This window comes from Streptosporangium sp. NPDC002607, from assembly GCF_053592655.1.
This window is the reverse complement of sequence record NZ_JBSFWD010000067.1, coordinates 1-20,855: the sequence shown is the minus strand read 5'-3', so window position 1 is coordinate 20,855 and position 20,855 is coordinate 1. Positions and strand designations below refer to the sequence as shown.

Genomic DNA, 20,855 nt, shown 5'->3' with positions numbered 1-20,855 from the left:
CTGTCGGCGGCGCCGGGCCCGCCAGGGCACCCGCCACGCCGATTCCGCCGCCTGGAAGCCGGATGGGGGCACTCGCCCGACGGTCGTTCGTCGTGTGCGGGTAGCATCCGAGCGTCACAATTCATCCTTCGAGTGGGGGAAGGTCATGGCCCAGACTCCCGTAAAGGTCACCGTCACCGGCGCCGCCGGTCAGATCGGCTACGCGCTGCTTTTCCGCATCGCCTCGGGCCAGCTGCTGGGCGCCGACGTCCCGGTCAAGCTGAGCCTCCTGGAGATCCCGCAGGCGGTCAAGGCCGCCGAGGGCACCGCGATGGAGCTCGACGACTGCGCGTTCCCGCTGCTGAGCGGCATCGAGGTCACCGACGACGCGAACGCGGCGTTCGACGGCACCAGCGTCGCCCTCCTGGTCGGTGCCCGCCCCCGGACCAAGGGCATGGAGCGCGGAGACCTTCTCCAGGCCAACGGCGGTATCTTCGGCCCGCAGGGCAAGGCGATCAACGACAACGCGGCGGACGACATCCGCGTGCTGGTGGTCGGCAACCCGGCCAACACCAACGCGCTCATCGCCCAGCAGCACGCCCCGGACGTCCCGGCCGAGCGCTTCACCGCGATGACCCGCCTCGACCACAACCGCGCGCTCTCCCAGCTCGCCGCCAAGCTCCAGGTCCCGGTCAGCGAGATCAAGAAGATGACCATCTGGGGCAACCACTCCGCCACTCAGTACCCCGACCTCTTCCACGCCGAGGTCGGTGGCAAGATCGCCGCCGAGCTGGTCGACGAGGCCTGGCTGCGCGACACCTTCATCCCCACCGTCGCCAAGCGCGGCGCCGCGATCATCGAGGCCCGTGGCGCGTCCTCGGCCGCCTCCGCCGCCAACGCGGCGATCGACCACGTCTTCGACTGGGTCAACGGCGCCGAGTGGACCTCGGCCGCGATCCCCTCCGACGGCTCGTACGGTGTGCCCGAGGGGCTCATCTCTTCCTTCCCGGTCGTCTCGCGCGACGGCAAGTGGGAGATCGTCCAGGGTCTGGAGATCGACGCCTTCTCCCGTGAGCGGATCGACGCCACGGTGCGCGAGCTCGAGGAGGAGCGTTCCGCGGTGCGTGAGCTCGGTCTCATCTGAGCGGACGTTTCCCAGTCAGCGTTCGAAGGGGGCCCCGGTGAGCCGGGGCCCCCTTCGCGTCCCGGCTCACCGGGAGTACGTCCGGCTCCCGGAGAGAACGGACGGCAGAGGGAAAAGGCGGCGTGTCGATCATCGCGGAGCGGTGTGTCCCGGCGTTCAATGATCACCTATGGTCGGGGGATCGCTGTTCAGGGAGCACGTCGCGGTACGGATCGTCGCAGGGGTGATCTGTCTCGTGCTCGCGACGGTACCCCGGGCGGCGTCGGCCTCGCCCGACGACGAGGGCTGGGGCGGTGCCGACCTGTCGGTGCGGCTGACCGTCTCCCCGAAGCGCGCGCAACCGGGACAGCCGCTGACCTACCGTGCCGAGGTGCGCAACGCCGGCCCCGGAGACGCGGTGCTGCCGCTGCTCACGGTCCGGCTGCCCGACGGGGTGGAGGTGATCGGGGTCAACGTCGCCGAGTGTCTCCCCGGTGCCACCGCCGGTGAGGTGGTCTGTGCCGCGACGAAGGACGTCCCCGCCGGGCAGACCGGTGGGGTGACGATCAACGGGGTGGTCAAACCCGGCGCGCGGGGCCCGCTGACGGCGAGCGCGACGCTCTCCTCCGAGGTCGTGGACGACGACGAGACGAACAACCACTCCCAGACGCTGACCGAGGTGGACGACGGTACGGACCTCGCGGTCAGGCTCTCGCGCGCGGCGCGCGCGGGCCGTCTGGTCACCGTGTCCGCGGTGGTGCGCAACCGCGGGCCGCGGCGTGTCCACGACGCCGGGGTCTTCTTCGACACCGGCGGCGCGCGCCTCATGTCGGCGAGGGGCGCGCGGTGCGACTCCCATCCCGCCTACGTCGGCTGCAGGCTGCGTACGGTCGGCGCGGGCAGGAGGGTGAGTTTCATGCTCGCCTTCGTGGCCCGCGGGCACGCGCCGCGGGCCGAGGCGACCGTCTACTCCCTGCGGCTGGGCGACCGCCGTCCGGCCAACAACACAGCCCGTTTCAGCCTGAGGTAGGCGTGGCCCTCCGAGTCGGCGGGTGGTCGGCGCCGGGTACGCGTCTCGGGCGTGGCGGGAGGCGGTCAGCCGATCAGGGCGGCCCAGGCGTCGGCGACGACGTCACGGAGCGACGGGTGCTCCGGCTTCCAGCCGAGCTCGCGCCGGACCTTCTCGGAGGAGGCCACCAGCACGGCCGGGTCACCGGCGCGGCGCCCGCGCACGACCACGGGGATCTCGTGGCCGGTCACCTCGCGGCAGACCGACAGCACCTCGGAGACCGAGAAGCCGGTCCCGTTACCCAGGTTGTAGATCTTGTGCTCGCCCGGCGAGCAGGCGTCCAGCGCCAGCAGGTGGGCCCTGGCGAGGTCGGCCAGATGGATGTAGTCGCGCACGCATGTGCCGTCGGGGGTCGGGTAGTCCGTGCCGAACAGGCTGACGGACTCGCGTCCGCCGAGCGGGACGGCGAGGATGTTGGGGATCAGGTGGGTCTCTGTGGCGTGACGCTCGCGGTAGACGTTGCCGTCCCCGGCGGTGTAGGCGCCGCCCACGTTGAAGTAGCGCAGGCTCACCGCGGCCAGGCCGTACAGCCCGGCGAACGTGCTCAGCACGGTGTCGACCGCGAGCTTGGACGCGCCGTAGGGATTGGTGGGCCGGGTCGGGTCGGTCTCCAGGATCGGGGAGCGCTCCGGCTCGCCGTACGTCGCGGCGGTGGAGGAGAAGACGATCCTGCCCACCCCGGCGCCCCGCATGGCGTCGAGCAGGGCCAGGGTGCCGCCGAGGTTGTGCGCCCAGTACAGGCTGGGCCGCTCCACGGACTCGCCGACCAGGGACTTCGCCGCGAAGTGCAGCACTCCGTCGATACCGTTGAGCACCCCGGCGGCCTCGGTGATCGACCCCTCGACGAAGCGGGCGCCCGGTGGCACCGCGTCGGCGTGGCCGGTGGAGAGGTCGTCCAGCACGGTGACCTCGTGGCCCGCCTCGACGAGTTGTGCCGCCACGGCGCTGCCTATGTATCCGGCGCCTCCGGTGACGAGCAGCTTCACGGAGCCTCCTGTTTGATGTTGTTTGTACTTGTTTATTTTTGTAACCCTACGCCAGCATATGCTGGCACATCAAATATCGGCCACCGCCGGAACGGGCGACCGCCATGACGGAGACGATCTCGTGAACAGCGTCCTGGCGAACATCGCCTTGGTCATGCTCTTCGTACTGATCGGAGGCTTCTTCGCCGCGGCCGAGATGGCCATGGTCTCACTCAGGGAGAGCCAGGTCAGGCGGCTCGGCACCCGGGGGCGCAGGGGGGTGAGGGCCGCCAGGCTCGCCCGGGACCCCAACCGTTTCCTGTCCGCGGTGCAGATCGGCGTCACCGTGGCGACCATGCTCTCGGCCGCCCTGGGCGCCGACACCCTGGCCAGGGACCTCATCCCGGTGGTGACGGGCTGGGGGGTGCCGGAGGCCGTGGCGGATCCGCTCGCCCTGGTGCTGGTGACGCTGGTGATCTCGTACACCTCGCTGGTCCTCGGCGAGCTCGCGCCCAAGCGGATCGCCAGGCAGCGGGCCGAGGGGATCTCACTGCTGGTCGCGCCGTTCCTCGACAGGATGGCCGCGCTCTCGCGGCCGATCATCTGGGCGCTGTCCAAGTCCACCGACGGGGTGGTGAAGCTGCTCGGCGGCGACCCGGGCGCCGACCGCGAGGAGATCTCCACCGAGGAACTGCGCGAGATGGTGGTGGGCCACCAGGAGCTCACCGACGACGAGCGCCACCTGATCGGCGAGGTCTTCGCGGCGGGCAAGCGGCAGCTCCGCGAGGTGATGCTGCCGCGCACCGAGGTGGAGTTCATGGCCGCCGACACGCGGCTGGCCGAGGCGGCGATCCTGGCCGCGGCCATGCCGCACTCCCGCTTCCCCGTCTACCGGGACTCCTACGATGACATCGTGGGCTTCGTCCACATCCGTGACCTGCTCGACCCGGTGCTGACCGGCTCCATCGAGCCGATCAGCGAGCTGGTGCCGATCCGCCCGGTCAAGCTGGTCCCCACCAGCAAGCGGGTGATGGCCACGCTGTCGGAGATGCGCAGGGAGGGACACCACCTGGCGATCGTGGTCGACGAGTACGGCGGCACCGCGGGCATCGTCACCCTGGAGGACCTGGTCGAGGAGCTGATCGGCGACATCCGCGACGAGCACGACGTGGCGGACGAGCACGTCGCGCTGCCCGCGGGGGAGGTCGAGCTCGACGGGCTGGCCAACCTCGACGAGGTGGCGGCCGAGAGCGGGATCCGCCTGGCCGACGGCCCGTACGAGACCCTCGGCGGGTTCGTCATGTCGAAACTCGGCCACCTGCCCGCGCTCGGGGAGCGGGTGGAGATCCCCGGGTTCGAGTTGAAGGTCACCGACATGGACGGCCGCAGGGTCGCCAGGGTCAGGATCAAGCGGAGCACTTCACGGACCGAGGCGCCGACCACTCCCGACAGCTGACAGAATTGGTGGCTATGGCCAGCCCTCGCGTCCTGTCGGGAATCCAGCCCACCGCCGACTCCTTCCACCTGGGAAACTACCTCGGTGCGGTGCGGCAGTACGTCGCGATGCAGGAGGGCTACGACGCCTTCTACTGCGTCGTCGACCTGCACGCGATCACGGTGGACTACCGTCCGGAGGAGCTGCGCAGGCGCTCCAGGGTCGCCGCCGCCCAGCTCTTCGCCGCCGGCCTCGACCCTGAGCGGTCCACGGTCTTCGTGCAGAGCCACGTCCGCGAGCACACCGAGCTGGCCTGGGTGCTGATCTGCCTCACCGGCATGGGCGAGGCGGGGCGGATGACCCAGTTCAAGGACAAGTCGGCCAAGCACGGCGAGAGCTCGGCCAGCGTGGGCCTGTTCACCTACCCGATCCTGCAGGCCGCCGACATCATGCTCTACCAGGCCAACAAGGTTCCGGTCGGTGCCGACCAGAAGCAGCACCTGGAGCTCACCCGCGACCTCGCGCAGCGCTTCAACCACCGCTTCGGCGAGACCTTCACGGTGCCCGAGCCGTACATCGTCAAGGGGGTCGAGAAGATCACCGACCTCCAGGAGCCGACCGCGAAGATGTCGAAGTCCTCCTCCTCGCCCGCCGGCATCCTCGACCTGCTGGAGCAGCCGGGGCCGCTCCGCAAGAAGATCATGCGCGCGGTCACCGACACCGGTTCCGAGGTCCTCGCCGACGACGACAACAAGCCGGGCATCACCAACCTGCTGCGCATCCAGTCCGCGCTGAGCGGGACTCCCATCGGTGAGCTGGAGGCCCGCTACGTCGGGCAGGGGTACGGCACCTTCAAGAAGGACGTCGCCGAGCTCGTGGTCGACACCTTCACCCCGATCCGCGAGCGGACCGAGAAGCTGCTCGCCGACGAGGCCGAGCTCGACAGGATGCTCGCCGTCGGGGCCGCGCGGGCCCGCGCGGTGGCCGCCGAGACCATGGCCAAGGTCCGCGACCGGGTGGGCTTCCTGCCCACCCCGTGATCCTCCGGGTACGCACGGCTGCTTTTTCACCGCCGTCCACGATCGGGACGGCGGTGGCTGGGTAGGGGGCGCACGTGGCAAGTGTGATGGAACGTGTGCAAGCGGGTCGTGAACGGTTCAGAGCGGTGCTGAACGCGACCCGGATCAGGTGGCCCTGGTTCGACCATCTGGTCAGGACCTTCCAGCGCTACCAGATCCAGTCCGGCGACCGGCTCGCGGGAGCGATCAGCTACTTCGCCTTCCTGTCGTTCTTCCCGATCATCGCGCTGGCCTTCGCGGTGTTCGGCTACTTCCTCTCCGTCAGGCCCGACGCCACCGCGACCCTGCGGGAGGCGATCAACCAGTACCTGCCGGGCCTCGCGGACAAGCTGCCGATCCAGGAGATCGCCGACTCGCGGACGAGCGCGGGCGTCATCGGCCTGCTGGGGTTGCTCTACGCCGGGCTCGGCGCGATCGACGCCCTGCGCGGCGCGCTGCGCGAGATCTCCATGACCACCGAGCCGCCGCTCAACTACCTCCTGGCCAAGCTCAGGGACCTGTCGGCGCTCGTCCTCCTCGGCACCACCATGGTCGCCTCGGTGCTGGTCGGCGGTTTCGCCACCCAGGCCGGCGGGACCGTGGCCGAATGGCTGGGGCTGTCGGAGTCGGCGGTCGGCAGGGGCACGATCTGGCTGGTCGGCATGACGGTCAGCGTGCTCGCCGACGTCGTCGTCTTTCTGATCATCCTGCGCTGGCTGGGACGCTCCAGACAGCCGCTCCGGGTGCTGCTGCGCGGCGCCCTGTTCGGCGCGGTCGGCTTCGCCCTGCTCAAGCAACTCGCGGCGCTGCTCCTCTCGCACATCCTGAACAACCCCATTTACGGGGTGTTCGCCGTGGTGGTCGGCCTGCTGGTCTGGATCAACCTCTCGGCCCGGGTCATCATGTACACCGCCGCCTGGACCGCGACGGCCTCCCTCGGCCCCCCGCCCTACCCCACTCCGATTCCGGCCAACGCCGTCCCCAACTGATCCGGGCTCCGCTCTTGGTCTGCTCTACCTAATATCCTGCTTTCCGATATATGCTGTGAGGCATGACTCCAAAGGCGATGACGGAGCCTGCGTTCCTCATCCTGACCGCGCTGGTCGATGCGCCGTGTCACGGCTACGGCATCGTGCGGGAGGTCGAGCAACTGTCCGGCGGGCGGGTCCTGCTCAAGGTCGGCACGCTGTACGGCGTGCTCGACCGGCTGGCGGGCGACGGGCTGGTGGCTCTGGACCGCGAGGAGGTCCAGCAGGGGCGGCTGCGCCGTTACTACCGGCTCACCGACGCGGGGTCGCGGACGCTGGAGGCCGAGGCCGTCCGGCTCGCGGAGAACGCCAGGACCGCGGTCGACCGCCTCCGCGCCAGACGCGGGCATCCGTCCGTCGCGGGCGGGCCGGCGTGAGGCCGGGGCATTCCGGGTGACCCGGCGAAGCCGCCCGATGAACTCGTGAAGACCGGCGAGAGGACGATTCCATCGATGAACGAGCAGAGCGATGCCCCAGCCGCCTCCGGGGCGGTGCGCCGGTGAGCGGGCGCGACGGTGACCCGAGGCGATTCGGATACGCCGCCGGCAGGGTGGCGGCAGGTGAGCGGGCGGTGCGCCGGTGAGCCTGCTGGAGGAGCGCTACCGTTACTGGCTGCGTTTGCTGCCCGCCTCCTACCGCGCCGAGCGCGAGGAGGAGATGGTCGCCGTCTTCCTGGAGGGCTCGCCGGACGTCTCCGACGCGGACGGGCCCCGGCCTCGCTGGTCGGAGATCGCCAGCGTGGCCGCGCTGGCGGTCCGGGTCCGCCTCGGCGGCGCGGGCGCTACGCCGAGATCCCTCTCGTGGGGCGAGACGGTCCGCCTGGTGGCCCTGCTGGGACTGCTCTTCCAGGCCTTCCTCGCGGTCCTGACCGTCGCGGCCGCCTTGAACACGTACGGGGTGATCGGCACGGCCGATCCTTCGCTCGCCCAGGTGGCAGGACCCCTCGGATCGGTTGAGCGGCTCGCGAACATTCTGCGGAGCCTGGCCGGAGCCGTCTGGATCGCACCCTTCGTCGCGCTCGTCCTCGGCCATGTGCGCACGGCCAAGGCGCTGGCTCTCCTCGCCTTCGCGGCGGAGCTGTACATCCTGGCGGATCCGGCGGGGCGGGACCCGTTCGAGGCACTGGCCCGGTCGCTGATGCCGGTGGTCGTTCTGTCGGCTCTGTGGACCGGCTTCCACCGTGACGTCCGGCCGGCTCGCCGCCCCCGGTGGCTGCTCGTGCCTCCCCTCGCCGCGGGCATCGCGTTCGACGTGCTGTTCCGGCTGGTGGCGGCCCCGGACACACCCGCCTGGTGGTGGCCATGGCTCGACCCCCTCGGACTGGCGGGCACGCTGATCCTGGGCGCGGGCATCGGCTACGGGTACGTGCACCTTCGTTCTCCCGCCCGGCGCACGCCCTCGTGGCCGCTGGCCCTGGCGATCCTGGCGGTGCCGGTGCTCTGCGCCCGCCTCGCCGGGCTGAACCACGGCTTCGACGCCGCCGACGAGGTGAGCCGGATCATCATGCTCGGCACGCTCGGCCAGACGGCGCTGCTCCTGCTCGTCGCCCTGGCGCTCGCCGCCCTGGGGTTGCCGACCCTGCCCGCCGCCCAGGGCCCGTCGCCCGAGCCTCCCCGGATGACGTATCCGTGACCCTGGTCGTGTTCCGCGGATCGTCGCCATGGCCACGATCCGCGGAACACGCCTCAGCGGAAGCGCCTGCGCAGGCCGTACGCCAGCCAGAGCAGGCCGCCGAGCAGGCCCGCGCCGAGGACGTAGTAGCCGATCGGGATGCCCTCGTCGGCGGGTCTGGTGGCCGCGGCGGGGTTCCGCCCGGAGCCGGGGGTGGGGACGGCGGGAGGCGCCGAGGCGGTCGGGGGAGCGGGCAGCGGGGTGGGTTCGGGGATCGGGTCGACCAGCTGTCCGACCGGGGTGACCTTGCCGCGGTTGGCGAAGCCCCAGTCGAGCAGGTCGGCGACCTCCTCCCAGAAGTAGCCGTCGTGGCGCATGATCGACACGATGATCGTGTGACCGTTGCGCTTGGCCGCGCCGACGAAGCTGCCCAGGGCCTTGGAGGTCCAGCCGTTCTTGACGCCGATCATGCCCTTGTAGCGCCAGAGCAGCTTGTTGTGGTTGCCGATCTCGTAGTAGCCCTTGGGCGCCGGGAACTTGTCAGTTTTTGTGCTGATATATCGCCGAAAGTCGGCGTTGGCCAGGCCGGCGCGGGCGATCAGTGCCAGGTCGTACGCCGAGCTGCTCTGGCCGGGTTTGTCCAGCCCGCTCGGGGTCTTGGCCACCGTGTCGAAAGCCTGCAGGCGCTTGGCCTCGGCGTTCATGTCCGCCAGGGTCACGGCCAGGCCGCCGTTGGCCTCGGCCAGCGCCATCGCGCAGTCGTTGCCCGAGACCAGCATCAGCGCCTTGAACAGGTCGTCGACGGTGTAGAGGGGCTTGGTGACCAGGCCGACCGCGCTGCCCTCCTCGTTCACGGCGCGGGTGCTCGGCCTGATCTTCCGGTTCTTGTTCAGTTTCGGGATCAGGGTGAGCGCGGTCAGCGCCTTCAGCGTGCTCGCGGGCAGGTAGCGCCCGTGGGCGTCCTTGGCCGCCAGCACCGCGCCGGTCTCGGCGTCGGCGATCACGTACGCCTTCGCGGCGGTCTTCGGCGGGGCCTTCACGCCCGAGGGGACGATGAGACCCCGCTCGGCGAGCCGGGAGCCGCCGACCGGCTCCCTCTCGCCCCGCGCGTGCGGGCCCAGCGCGCCGGCGCCCGCGAGGTGGCTCAGGAGATCCGCACTCGACGGACCGGCTGGAGAGCCGGCGTCCGCCCGTAGGGCCGGTGAACCGGCCGCGGACACGCCCGCGGTCCTGGCCTGAGCGGGTGCGCCGAGAAAGGTGGTCGCCGCGAGCAGCACCCCGACGGGCGCGAGATGTTTGATCCCCATGATGATCTCAGGGTAGCTTCGTGCCGGTTCGCATAGAGTTAGAGGTGCCCTGACCAGGTACGGGCCACTCGGCGGGATACTGACACCATGCAAATATCACGAAAGATCGCCGCTTTTCTGATCGGCCTTGCCGCTTTCATGATCTTCGAATGGATCAACCTTGGCTTCAACCTCGCGGACGGCCATCCGACGGCCTTCTACGTGGTCCACGGAATTCTGATCGCCGTCAACATCGTGCTCGCGATCGTGCTCGGCGTGATCGGCCTACGTGGTTGGTCGCAGCGTGAGCAGGGTTCTTCGGTGTAGCTCGGCGGCCTCCTCGGCGGAGTCGCCGATGCTGGTGAACCCCAGCTTGCCGAACTCGGTGACCGCGCCCAGCAGGTGCAGCACGTTCCCGGTGCGGCTCTCGCGATCGAAACCGAGACCCGCGTCGTGAACCAGCTTGACGACCTCCCCGGGGGTGCGGCCCTTCAGCGTGGGGGAGGCGCAGTTGTCCGTCGCCACGTAGTACTTCGGCCGCCCGTCGCGCATCAGCGTGCCGGTGCCGGGGTCGTACGACGCGCCGGTGGTCAGGATCGCGGCGCCGAGCGGGTGGGTGGTACCGCCGATGCGCAGGTTGATCTCACACAGCAACGTCCGGTAGCCGCCGTCGGTCTTGACGGCGAAGAAGTCGACGCCGAACAGTCCCACCACGCCGCGGTCCGCCAGGACCCTGGCGATCCGCGCGGTGTACGCGCCCAGCTCGGCGCGGTACTCCCGCCGGGCGGGGAAGCTGCAGCCCTGGTAGACATCCCCGTTGGGGCCGCCGAGGACCTGCTCGTGGGTGGCGACCACGTCGTAGACGCCGCCGGGGGTGATCCTCGCCAGCGCGCTGGGGGAGCACAGCGGCCGGTCCTCGATGAACTCCTCGATCACCGCCCCCCGCTCGGCGATCTTCTCGGCGAACGTCGTCCAGTTCTCGTCGGAGGCGGAGAAGCTCGTGGGGCAGGAGACGAGCGGCCGGTCGTCCTTGGTCACGATGGCGTTCCCGAGCCCTGAGTAGCTGTTGTTGAGCTTGACCATCAGCCTGGTCGTGGGGCTCATCGCGCGGGCGGCGTGCTCCACCTCGGTCAGCGAACGCAGGTCGCCGAAGCCCCTGACCGTCGGCACGCCGGCCTCGTCGCCGATCGCGCGTCCACCGCTCTTGGACCCCAGGTGGGCCAGGGAGGTGGCCGGGCCGTACACCGGCAGGGAGAGCAGCTCGGCGAGGCGTTCCTCGTACTCGCTCACCACGAACGGCACCATCCAGGCACCCCCGCCGTCCCCGCGGGTCTTTCGACGGTCCCCGAGCGCGGCGCGGACGCGTTCGATCACATCCGGGCGGCGCAGCAGCGCCTCGGTGAGCGGGTGCGTGTCGGGATCATCCAAACTGATCATTTGCAGGCGGGTACGGGCTTCGTCCGGATCGTCGAGGAAGCTCAGGTAGTAGTCCACGACCGCGTCGTTCACCGGCATCGAGGTGAGGTAGACGACCTCGACCTTCGGCTCTCTCAGGGCGAGGAGCAGGAAGAGCAGTCGTTCCTCGTAGCAGAGGGCTCCGGTGATCCTGCGCAGTTCATCCTGGGGAAGCGACAACGAGGGAAGGATCACCAGTGTGCCCTCGTCCGGTTCGAATATGCTCAAACGCGACTGCCTCTCCCCGAATGGGATGTTAGCGATCATGTGAGGAGTGAAACATGCATTCATCCCATTTGCATGACTCCGCCGGGTTTGATGAACGGCACCGGAGGTCAGGTAAGTTGCCAGGCCGGCGACGTTTGGAAGTGACCCGAAAGGGTCATCCTGCGGCCGGTTCGTCACCCCACATGACTACCGCACCGTAGTCAATACGAGTCATCCCTTCTGGTTCTCTCGGGGGGGAAGGTGTACGAGTGAGGTATGGGGCGGCAAAACATTTGGCGTGGATGTCGGCGAGTTGCTCGCGGGGCGAGATAAAGTCGTTGTCATCGCCAATGCGACGGCTGCCCCGGACCACAGGCTCGCAGCTCCCGCGTCGGCGTCAACCAGCCCGCGCTGACACGGCCCGTGAGACCCACTCCGGCCCGTCGGTGTGGCGATCGCTTTCTTCGGGACTGCCTCATGGGTTTCGAGATCCTGGGCAGTGGCACGGTGCGTCGAGGATGAAGGACTGCCGGCGCGGAATAGGACGGTGAGCAATGCGGGGGCGTAATTTGCGGGGAGAACTCGACACGTTCCTCGCCGGTCGCGAGCAGGAACTGATCAACTTCCGTCGAGACCTGCACATGCATCCCGAGCTCGCGTTCGCCGAATACCGCACGACGCAGCGCATCGCCGAGCGCCTGACCGCCGCGGGACTGGTCCCCTCGGTGCTGCCGCGCGGCACCGGCCTGCTCTGCGACGTCGGCAGCGGTGACGGTCCTACCGTGGCACTGCGGGCCGACATCGACGCGCTGCCGGTGCCTGACGAGAAGGACGTCCCCTACAGCTCGACGGTCCCCGGCGTGTGTCACGCCTGCGGCCACGACGTGCACACCGCGGTCCTGCTCGGCACCTCGCTCTTCCTCGCCCAGCAGGCCGAGGCCGGCCTGCTGCCCGGCAGGGTCCGGCTGATCTTCCAGCCCGCCGAGGAGCTTCCCGGTGGTGCGCTTGAGGTCATGGCCTCCGGCGGCATCAGCGGTGTCGACCGCATCTTCGGTCTGCACTGCGACCCCCGGCTGGACGTCGGCAGGGTCGGCCTTAAATCCGGTCCCATCACCTCGGCCTGCGACAAGGTGACGATCCGGGTGAGCGGTCCCGGCGGGCACACCGCCAGGCCGCACCTCACCGCCGACCTCGTCTTCGCGCTCGCCAAGATCCTCACCGAGCTGCCCGCCGCGCTCTCCCGCCGGGTCGACCCCCGCTCCTCGCTCAGCCTGGTCTGGGGCCGGGTGGAGGCGGGTTCGGTGGCCAACGCCATCCCGGACGACGGCGTCGCCGAGGGCACCGTGCGCTGCCTGGACGAGGCGGCCTGGCACGCGGCCCCCGACATGATCAAGTCGCTGCTGGAGTCGGTCGCGGGCGCGTACGGCGTCGAGGCCGAGATGGACTACACCCGCGGCGTGCCGCCGGTGGTCAACGACAAGATCAGCGTGCAGATGCTGGCCGAGGCCGCGGAGGGCGTGCTCGGCGAGGGCGCCTCCGGGCCGACGGAGCAGAGCCTGGGGGGTGAGGACTTCGGCTGGTACCTGGAGTCCATCCCCGGCGCGTTCGCCAGGCTCGGCACCCGCGAGCCGGGGACGGCGCACCTGGCGGACATCCACCAGGGCACCTTCGACGTGGACGAGAGCGCCATCGGCATCGGGGTGCGCTTCCTCGCGGCGACCGCGCTGACCGCGCTCTGGGAGGGGCAGCGCCCCGTCGCGGACGAGGCCCTGATGGCACTGAAGGCGCTGAAGGCCGACAACTGACACGTCCCCGGGACGCAGTTGCCCGAAAAATTCTGACATATCCCGAGGAAACGGCCGACGATCGGGAGAGAAAGATCGTCGGTCCGGGGGGCGGCCCGTTGCGGGTCGCCTTCAAGGCTACCCGTAAGTAGCTCCATCGGGCCCGGTGTGTCACAAGGTGGCCTGAGCTGCATAACGGACCTATTTCGGACTCGTGTACCGGTTTGGTCAACCCTGACGGACCAACTATCTTCCGTGCAGGGTTGCCGTGCGTCTCTTCGCGCGTGCACTGAAACGCGAAGGGAGTCCATCTTGCTTCAGAACCGATTCGGCAAGCTGGCCGCGACCGCACTGGCGGGCAGCATGCTCATGGGAGCTGCCGCGTGTGGTGGAAGCGAGGAAGCGACCACGTCGGCTCAGCCGAGCGAGGCCGCCAGCAGTGCGGCGCCGGCCGCGACGGGACCCAAGGTCGGTCTCGCGTACGACATCGGCGGGCGTGGCGACCAGTCGTTCAACGACTCCGCGGCGGCCGGCCTCGACAAGGCCAAGACCGAGCTGGGCCTGGCCGAGGTCAACGAGCTGGAGGCCGGTAACGGCGAGACCGAGGCGGCCAAGGAGGAGCGGCTCCGTCTGCTCGCCGACGGCGGCTTCAACCCGATCATCGCCGTGGGCTTCGCCTACTCCGGCCCGGTGAAGAAGGTCGCGACCGAGTTCCCCGACGTCAAGTTCGCGATCGTCGACGACGCCGCGGCGGTCGCCCCCAACATCTCCAACCTGCTCTTCGCCGAGCACGAGGGTTCCTTCCTGGTCGGCGCCGCGGCGGCGCTGAAGAGCAAGAAGAACCACGTGGGCTTCGTCGGCGGCGTCCAGGTGCCGCTGATCAACAAGTTCGAGGCCGGGTTCGCCGCGGGCGCCAAGGCGGTCAAGTCCGATGTGAAGATCGAGGTCAAGTACCTGACCCAGCCGCCGGACTTCACCGGCTTCAGTGACCCGGCCAAGGGCAAGACCGCGGCCGAGGGCATGTTCGACGCGGGTGCCGACGTGGTCTACCAGGCCGCGGGCGGTTCCGGTGGCGGCGTGTTCGAGGCGGCCAAGGCCGCCAAGGGCCTGGCCATCGGCGTCGACTCCGACCAAGGGAAGACCGCCGCCCCCGAGCTGCAGAGCGTCATCATGACCTCCATGCTCAAGAAGGTCGACGTCGCCGTCTTCGACTTCCTGAAGAGCTTCACCACCAACGCCGTGAAGTCGGGCAGCACGATCTACGACCTCAAGGCCGATGGTGTCGACTACTCCACCACCGGTGGCCAGGTCGACGACATCAAGACCAAGCTCGACGAGTACAAGCAGAAGATCATCTCCGGCGAGATCACCGTGCCGGACAAGACCTCCTGACCTGGTATTAATGAGGGGCCCGGCGGACATTTCCCCCGGGCCCCTCGTCCTACGCTCACCATCACGTTCCGTATCGGGCATCCGTACGGAGGAGGCCGTCATCAGCACCCCGGCACCGGCCGTCGAACTCGAGGGGATCACGAAACGATTCCCCGGCGTCGTCGCCAACCGCGACATCTCTCTCTCCGTGCGGCAGGGACACGTGCACGCCGTCGTCGGAGAGAACGGCGCGGGCAAGTCTACCCTCATGAAGATCCTTTACGGCATGCAGCGCCCGGACGAGGGCCAGATCCGCGTCAACGGCAAGGACGTGAGCTTCCGCTCGCCCGGCGAGGCGATCGCGGTGGGGATCGGCATGGTCCACCAGCACTTCATGCTGGCCGACAACCTGACCGTGCTGGAGAACGTGATCCTCGGCAGCGAGCCCCGCAGGGGCGGGGTCGCCATCGACTTCGGCGCCGCGAGAAAGCGGATCAAGGAGATCTCCGACTCGTACGGCCTCGGCATCGAACCCGACGTCACCGTCGAGGACCTGGGCGTCGGCGCGCGCCAGCGGGTGGAGATCCTGAAGGTCCTCTACCGCGGCGCCCGGATCCTCATCCTGGACGAGCCGACCGCCGTGCTGGTGCCGCAGGAGGTCGAGGAGCTCTTCGCCAACCTGCGCGAGCTGGTCCGCGAGGGCCTCACCATCATCTTCATCTCCCACAAACTGGACGAGGTGCTCTCGGTCGCCGACGCCATCACGGTCATCCGGCGCGGTACGACCGTGGCCAGCGTGGATCCCAAGGACGTGACCGCCAGGCAGCTGGCCGAGCTCATGGTCGGCAGCGAGCTGCCCAGCCCGGAGACCCGCGAGTCCACCGTCACCGACGTGGTGGCGCTGTCGGTGCGCGGCCTGACCGTCCACTCGGGGGACGACCGCCGCGTTGTGGACGACGTCGGCTTCGAGATCCGCAAGGGCGAGGTGCTCGGCATCGCCGGGGTCGAGGGCAACGGCCAGGCCGAGCTCGTCGAGGCCATCATGGGCATGCGCGCGGCCGGGGGCGAGATCCGCCTCGGCGAGCACGACATCTCCGCCTGGACGACACTGCGCCGCCGCGAGGCCGGCATCGGCTACATCCCCGAGGACCGCCACCGGCACGGCCTGCTGCTGGAGGCCCCGCTCTGGGAGAACCGCATCCTCGGCCACCAGACCCGGCGGCCCAACGTGAAGGGCCCCTGGATCGACCGCGCGGGAGCGCGTGAGGACACCCGGCGCATCGTCGAGGAGTACGACGTCCGGACCCCGGGCATCGACGTGGACGCCTCGGCCCTGTCGGGCGGCAATCAGCAGAAGCTGATCGTCGGCCGGGAGATGAGCGGGGAGCCGGTGTTCCTGATCGCGTCCCACCCGACGCGCGGCGTCGACGTGGGCGCGCAGGCCGCGATCTGGGACCACCTGCGCGCGGCGCGTGCCGCGGGCCTGGCGGTCCTGCTGATCTCGGCCGACCTCGACGAGCTCATCGGCCTGTCGGACACCCTCAAGGTGATCCTGCGCGGCCGGATCGTCGCCGAGGTCGACCCCAAGGACGTGACACCCGAGCAGCTCGGTTCGGCCATGACGGGTGCTGGAGAGGCGGCATGAACATCCAGGTAGCGCACACGCCCCCGGGGACGCGCGGATGAGCCAGGAAAAATCCACCTTCGCCGACCGGCTGCTCGGACGGGTCTCGCCGGCGGGGCTGCTCTCGCTCGTCGCCCCGCTCGTGGCCATCGTGTTCGCCGCGGTGATCACCATGGTCATCCTGGCGATCACCGGCGCCCCGCCGCTCGACACGCTGGTCGTCATGGGCGAGTACGGCATCCGGCCGCGCTCGATCGTGCTGACCCTGAATTCCGCGACGTACTACTATCTGTCCGCGCTCGCGGTGGCGATCGGGTTCAGGATGAACCTCTTCAACATCGGCGTCGACGGCCAGTACCGCCTGGCGGCGCTCACCGCCGCGGCCGTCGGCGGCGCGGTCACCCTGCCTGCCCCGCTGCACGTCGCGCTGATTATTTTCGTCGCCGTGTTGGTCGGCGCCGGATGGGCCGCGATCGCCGGGCTGCTCAAGGTGCGGCGCGGGGTCAGCGAGGTCATCTCCACGATCATGCTGAACGCCATCGCGACCTCGCTCGGCGCCTGGCTGCTCAACAAGGAGCGCCTCGCGGTCGAGGTCGCGGGCAGCAACAACATCGGGACCAGCCCGATCGGCCCCTCCGGCCAGGTGCCCGGTCTGGAGATCATCTCCGGCACCCAGACGAAGGTGTTCGGCCTGATCGTTCTGTCGGTCGTGATGGGCGTCCTCTACCACGTGGTGATCAACCGGACCCGCTTCGGCTTCGACCTGCGCGCCACCGGCCGCTCGGAGTCGGCCGCGGTGGCCAGCGGCGTCAACGTCAAGCGGATGATCCTCATCTCGATGATCCTGTCCGGAGGGGTGGCGGGCCTGGTCGGCATGCCGCAGCTGCTCGGCGCCTCCTACAGCTACAGCCTGGACTTCCCCACCGGACTCGGCTTCACCGGCATCGCGATCGCGCTGCTCGGCCGCAACCACCCGGTCGGCATCGCGTTCGGCGCCCTGCTGTGGGCCTTCCTCGACACCTCCGCGGGCATCCTGCAGATCAAGAAGATCTCCCCGGACATCGTCACCATCATGCAAGGCACGATCGTGCTCTCGGTGATCATCGCCTACGAACTGGTCCACCGCTACCAGATCTCCGCCGAGCAGCGCCGGGTGAGCCGCCAGCTGGCGAGCACCACCCCGGCCAGGGAAGGAACACCGGCATGAGCCAGGGTGCCCTCACCACGCCGGAGGCTCCCCTCCTGGAGCCGAAGGCCGCCCCCCAAAGGTTCAGGATCACCTGGCGGGTCCTGCTGCTCGCCCTCGGCGCGCTGGTCCTGCTGCTGTCGTTCGCCCGGGCCGTCACCGGCGCCGTCGACCTCACCTCGGCGGGCGCGATCAACGCCTCCGTCGCGCTGGCCATCCCCATCGGCCTGGCCGGTCTGGGCGGCCTGTGGGCCGAGCGGGCCGGAGTGGTCAACATCGGCCTCGAAGGCATGATGATCCTGGGCACCTGGTGCGGCGCCTGGGGCGCGCTCCAGTTCGGCAACCCGTGGGCGGGCGTCGTCGCGGGCGCGATCGGCGGAGCCCTGGGCGGCCTGCTGCACGCGATCGCCACCGTGACGTTCGGGGTCGACCACATCATCTCCGGTGTCGCGATCAACATCCTCGGCCTGGGCGTCACCCAGTTCCTGTCCAAGGTCACCTTCGCCGAGATGCCGGGCGGCGGCGACTCCCAGTCGCCTCCCGTGCCCAAGCCCGGCGTGGTGAGCCTGCCGTGGATCGGAGATCCGCTCAGGACGCTGGAGGCCAAGCAGTGGTTCCTGCTGTCGGACGTGGCGGGCATCCTGCGCGGCCTGACCACGAACGTCTCGCTGCTGACGATCCTGGCGATCCTGCTCGTCCCGCTCTCGTACTACCTGCTCTGGCGTACGGCGTTCGGCCTGCGCCTGCGCTCCTGCGGGGAGAGCCCGGTGGCCGCCGAGTCGCTGGGCGTCAACGTCTACACCTACAAGTACATCGCGGTGCTCGTCTCCGGAGCCCTGGCGGGCCTGGGCGGCGCGTTCCTGGCCCAGGTGGCCGCCAGCGCCTACCGCGAGGGGCAGACCGGCGGGCGCGGCTTCATCGGCCTCGCCGCCATGATCTTCGGTAACTGGCGGCCCGGCGGGCTGGCCGGCGGCGCCGTGCTGTTCGGCTACACCGACGCGCTCCAGCTCCGCAGGGGCGGCGAGTCGGTGCACGCGCTGCTGCTCGTGGTGACGATCCTGATCGTCGCCGTGGCCGTCTACCAGCTGGTACGGCAGAACCGGACCCGGGCGGCGCTGATCACCGGGGTCGCGGCGGTCGCGGTGTTCGTCGTGTTCGCGCTGACCGACACCGTACCCTCGGAGTTCACCTCGGTCACCCCGCACATCACCACGCTGCTGGTGCTGTCGCTGGCCGCGCAGCGGCTCCGCCCGCCCGCCGCCAACGGAGTGCCGTACCGCAGGGGGCAGGGTAAGTGACCATCACGCGCGTCTCACGAGTGGAACTGATCTGATGAGCACCGAGATGAGCATTGACTGGGCGGCTCTCAAGGCCGAGGCCGTGCGGGCCATGGGGCATGCCTACGCCCCCTACTCGAAGTTCCCGGTCGGCGCCGCCGCCCTGGTGGACGACGGGCGGATCGTGTCCGGCTGCAACGTCGAGAACGCCTCCTACGGCATCGGACTGTGCGCCGAGTGCGGGCTGGTCTCCGCGCTCCAGGCCACGGGTGGTGGCCGCCTGGTCGCGTTCACCTGCGTCGACGGGCACGAGGAACTGCTCATGCCGTGCGGTAGGTGCCGCCAGCTGCTGTACGAGTTCGGCGGCCCAGAGTTGCTGCTGGAGACCATCGACGGCCCGAAGCCGATGTCGGAGATCCTTCCGTACGCCTTCGGGCCGGAGAACCTGAACCGGGGGGCCTGAGCATGGACGCGATCAACGTCATCGTCACCAAGCGGGACGGCGGTGAGCTGTCGGCCGAGCAGATCGACTGGGTGATCGACGCCTACACCAAGGGTGTCGTCGCCGACGAGCAGATGTCCGCGCTCGCGATGGCGATCCTGCTCAACGGCATGAACCGGCGGGAGATCGCCGGGTGGACCCAGGCCATGATCCGTTCCGGGGCGCGGATGGACTGGTCGGCGCTGCCGGGGCCCACCACGGACAAGCACTCCACCGGCGGCGTCGGTGACAAGATCACGCTGCCGCTGGCTCCGCTGGTCGCCGCGTGCGGGGGCCACGTGCCCCAGCTGTCCGGCCGGGGGCTCGGCCACACCGGCGGCACCCTGGACAAGCTGGAGTCCATCCCCGGCTGGCAGGCGTCCCTGTCCAACGACGGGATGCTCGACGTGCTCGGCAAGGCCGGCGCGGTCATCTGCGCGGCGGGCGACGGGCTCGCCCCGGCCGACAAGAAGCTGTACGCGCTCCGCGACGTCACCGGCACGGTCGAGTCGATCCCGCTGATCGCCTCCTCGATCATGTCGAAGAAGATCGCCGAGGGCACCGGCGCGCTGGTGCTGGACGTCAAGGTCGGCTCCGGGGCCTTCATGAAGACCCCTGAGCGGGCCCGTGAGCTGGCCGAGACCATGGTCGCGCTGGGCAGCGACGCCGGGGTCAACACGGTCGCGCTGCTGACCGCCATGGACCGGCCGCTGGGCTTGGCCGTGGGCAACGCGCTGGAGGTCACCGAGTCGGTCGAGGTGCTCGCCGGCGGCGGCCCCGCCGACGTGGTCGAGCTGACCGTACGGCTGGCGCGGGAGATGCTTCAGGCGGCGGGCCTGTCCGGTGGCAAGGACCCGGAGCGGGCCCTCGCGGACGGCTCGGCGATGGACGTCTGGCGCCGGATGATCTCCGCCCAGGGCGGTGACCCGGACGCCCCGCTGCCCACGGCCGCCGAGACCATGGAGATCACCGCGCCCTCGTCCGGCGTGCTGTCCAGGCTCGACGCGTACGGCGTGGGCCTGGCGGCCTGGCGGCTCGGCGCGGGCCGGGAGCGCAAGGAGGACCCGGTGTCGTTCGGCGCGGGCATCGTGCTGCACGCCAAGCCGGGGGACCCCGTCCGCGCGGGGCAGCCGCTGATGACGCTGCACGCGGACGAGACCTTCCGCTTCGAGCGGGCGCTCGCCGCGCTGGAAGGCGCCTACACCGTCGGAGAGAGCGCCGATCCGGACCTGCTCCCCCTGGTGATCGACCGCATCACCGCCTGACGCCGGCCGGGGGCCGGAGGCCGGGGCGCTGTCGCACCGGCCGGGGCACGGTGCCGGCTGTGGGGCTTTCGCGCCGGCCGGGGCGAGGCGCGCCGGTCGGGCGTGTTCGCGTCAGGCCGGGCGCTTTCGCGCCAGGGCCTGTTCCCGGTTGAGCTCATGGGGCGATTTGGAGGCTGCGGGTCCAGATCAGGGCGCCCCGTAGGTGGAGGCCGGCGAGGTAACCGGCGGGTGTCCTGTCGTAGCGGGTGGCGAGCCCCCGCCAGTCCTTGATCTTGTTGGTGCATCGCTCGGCGGTGTCGCGCTCCTGGTACAGCTCGCATGACTCTCACAACTGTTCATTCGTGAGAACACTTGAAGTTGACGGGGGATGGAGAGTGTCCCCCACTTTTGGTTGAGCCGAAATCCGTCGCGCGAGTGACGAGGCGGAGCCGGGTCTCCAGCGACTACGCGCTCCTGGTACAGCTCGCATGACTCTCACAACTGTTCATTCGTGAGAACACTTGAAGTTGACGGGGGACGGAGAGTGTCCCCCACTTTTGGTTGAGCCGAAATCCGTCGCACGAGTGACGAGGCGGAGCCGGGTTTCCAGCGACTATGGGACGACGTTGCGAACCATTCTTCGCCGGGGGGCAGTGTGCGGGACAGTGAAGC

17 protein-coding genes and 1 pseudogene are annotated in these 20,855 nt (G+C 69.7%); 15 read left to right on the top strand and 3 right to left on the bottom strand.

Annotated elements, in window-relative coordinates; genetic code table 11:
- Window positions 1-145 precede the first annotated feature (145 nt).
- Together ACWD3H_RS41930 and ACWD3H_RS41925 are read left to right on the top strand one after the other, a co-directional pair.
- Window positions 146-1,123 (top strand): malate dehydrogenase, encoded by a 978-nt coding sequence (locus tag ACWD3H_RS41930; protein ID WP_030912545.1) that lies wholly within the window; start codon window positions 146-148, stop codon window positions 1,121-1,123.
- A 169-nt stretch (window positions 1,124-1,292) separates the two neighbouring features.
- Window positions 1,293-2,132 carry a hypothetical protein gene (locus ACWD3H_RS41925; RefSeq protein ID WP_355623818.1) on the top strand — a complete coding sequence of 280 codons (840 nt, stop codon included), beginning with the start codon at window positions 1,293-1,295 and terminating at the stop codon, window positions 2,130-2,132.
- A 65-nt stretch (window positions 2,133-2,197) separates the two neighbouring features.
- Here the strand turns inward: ACWD3H_RS41925 and galE are convergent, their stop codons facing one another.
- Entirely contained in the window at window positions 2,198-3,157 is a 960-nt protein-coding gene (galE, locus tag ACWD3H_RS41920; protein WP_451958974.1) for a UDP-glucose 4-epimerase GalE, read from the bottom strand.
- Window positions 3,158-3,278: 121 nt separating this feature from the next.
- Here galE and ACWD3H_RS41915 point away from each other — a divergent pair, with 121 nt between their 5' ends.
- The 5 genes from ACWD3H_RS41915 (at window position 3,279) to ACWD3H_RS41895 (ending at window position 8,289) form a co-directional block, all read left to right on the top strand.
- The gene (locus ACWD3H_RS41915; protein WP_451958973.1) at window positions 3,279-4,592 is read left to right on the top strand and encodes a hemolysin family protein; all 1,314 of its coding nucleotides are present in this window, start codon (window positions 3,279-3,281) and stop codon (window positions 4,590-4,592) included.
- Between the two features lie 14 nt (window positions 4,593-4,606).
- Window positions 4,607-5,611 carry a tryptophan--tRNA ligase gene (gene trpS, locus ACWD3H_RS41910; RefSeq protein ID WP_350911623.1) on the top strand — a complete coding sequence of 335 codons (1,005 nt, stop codon included), beginning with the start codon at window positions 4,607-4,609 and terminating at the stop codon, window positions 5,609-5,611.
- A 125-nt stretch (window positions 5,612-5,736) separates the two neighbouring features.
- Window positions 5,737-6,618: a YihY/virulence factor BrkB family protein gene (locus ACWD3H_RS41905; protein WP_451958972.1), complete on the top strand. Its 882-nt coding sequence runs from the start codon at window positions 5,737-5,739 to the stop codon at window positions 6,616-6,618.
- A 62-nt stretch (window positions 6,619-6,680) separates the two neighbouring features.
- The gene (locus tag ACWD3H_RS41900; RefSeq protein ID WP_451958971.1) at window positions 6,681-7,034 is read left to right on the top strand and encodes a PadR family transcriptional regulator; all 354 of its coding nucleotides are present in this window, start codon (window positions 6,681-6,683) and stop codon (window positions 7,032-7,034) included.
- Window positions 7,035-7,236: 202 nt separating this feature from the next.
- Window positions 7,237-8,289 (top strand): hypothetical protein, encoded by a 1,053-nt coding sequence (locus ACWD3H_RS41895; RefSeq protein ID WP_451958970.1) that lies wholly within the window; start codon window positions 7,237-7,239, stop codon window positions 8,287-8,289.
- A gap of 53 nt (window positions 8,290-8,342) precedes the next feature.
- Here ACWD3H_RS41895 and ACWD3H_RS41890 read toward each other — a convergent pair whose 3' ends face one another.
- Window positions 8,343-9,575, bottom strand: coding sequence for a D-alanyl-D-alanine carboxypeptidase family protein (locus tag ACWD3H_RS41890; RefSeq protein WP_355562965.1), 1,233 nt, complete (start codon window positions 9,573-9,575; stop codon window positions 8,343-8,345).
- Window positions 9,576-9,662: 87 nt separating this feature from the next.
- Here ACWD3H_RS41890 and ACWD3H_RS41885 point away from each other — a divergent pair, with 87 nt between their 5' ends.
- Window positions 9,663-9,881, top strand: a complete 219-nt coding sequence (locus ACWD3H_RS41885) for an SCO4848 family membrane protein (protein WP_030912524.1) — start codon at window positions 9,663-9,665, stop codon at window positions 9,879-9,881.
- Here ACWD3H_RS41885 and ACWD3H_RS41880 read toward each other — a convergent pair.
- Window positions 9,840-11,237, bottom strand: a complete 1,398-nt coding sequence (locus ACWD3H_RS41880) for a peptide ligase PGM1-related protein (RefSeq protein ID WP_355562961.1) — start codon at window positions 11,235-11,237, stop codon at window positions 9,840-9,842. The genes ACWD3H_RS41885 and ACWD3H_RS41880 overlap by 42 nt on opposite strands.
- A gap of 533 nt (window positions 11,238-11,770) precedes the next feature.
- Between ACWD3H_RS41880 and ACWD3H_RS41875 the strand changes: the two genes are divergently transcribed.
- From ACWD3H_RS41875 to ACWD3H_RS41845, 7 genes and pseudogenes are all read left to right on the top strand, one after another.
- The gene (locus ACWD3H_RS41875) at window positions 11,771-13,021 is read left to right on the top strand and encodes a M20 family metallopeptidase (RefSeq protein WP_355562958.1); all 1,251 of its coding nucleotides are present in this window, start codon (window positions 11,771-11,773) and stop codon (window positions 13,019-13,021) included.
- Between the two features lie 291 nt (window positions 13,022-13,312).
- Window positions 13,313-14,392, top strand: a complete 1,080-nt coding sequence (locus ACWD3H_RS41870; RefSeq protein ID WP_355562956.1) for a BMP family lipoprotein — start codon at window positions 13,313-13,315, stop codon at window positions 14,390-14,392.
- Window positions 14,393-14,492: 100 nt separating this feature from the next.
- A complete protein-coding gene (locus ACWD3H_RS41865) occupies window positions 14,493-16,016 on the top strand; it encodes an ABC transporter ATP-binding protein (RefSeq protein WP_350911968.1) in 1,524 nt (507 codons plus the stop codon).
- Between the two features lie 37 nt (window positions 16,017-16,053).
- Entirely contained in the window at window positions 16,054-17,202 is a 1,149-nt protein-coding gene (locus tag ACWD3H_RS41860; protein ID WP_355562953.1) for an ABC transporter permease, read from the top strand.
- Window positions 17,199-18,479: an ABC transporter permease gene (locus tag ACWD3H_RS41855; protein WP_355562950.1), complete on the top strand. Its 1,281-nt coding sequence runs from the start codon at window positions 17,199-17,201 to the stop codon at window positions 18,477-18,479. Before ACWD3H_RS41860 ends, ACWD3H_RS41855 begins: the two co-directional genes overlap by 4 nt.
- Before the next feature lie 19 nt (window positions 18,480-18,498).
- A pseudogene (locus ACWD3H_RS41850) lies at window positions 18,499-18,921 on the top strand (cytidine deaminase); the annotation flags it as partial.
- Window positions 18,922-18,923: 2 nt separating this feature from the next.
- Complete coding sequence (locus ACWD3H_RS41845; protein WP_451958969.1) at window positions 18,924-20,204, top strand: thymidine phosphorylase; 1,281 nt, start codon at window positions 18,924-18,926, stop codon at window positions 20,202-20,204.
- Window positions 20,205-20,855 lie beyond the last annotated feature (651 nt).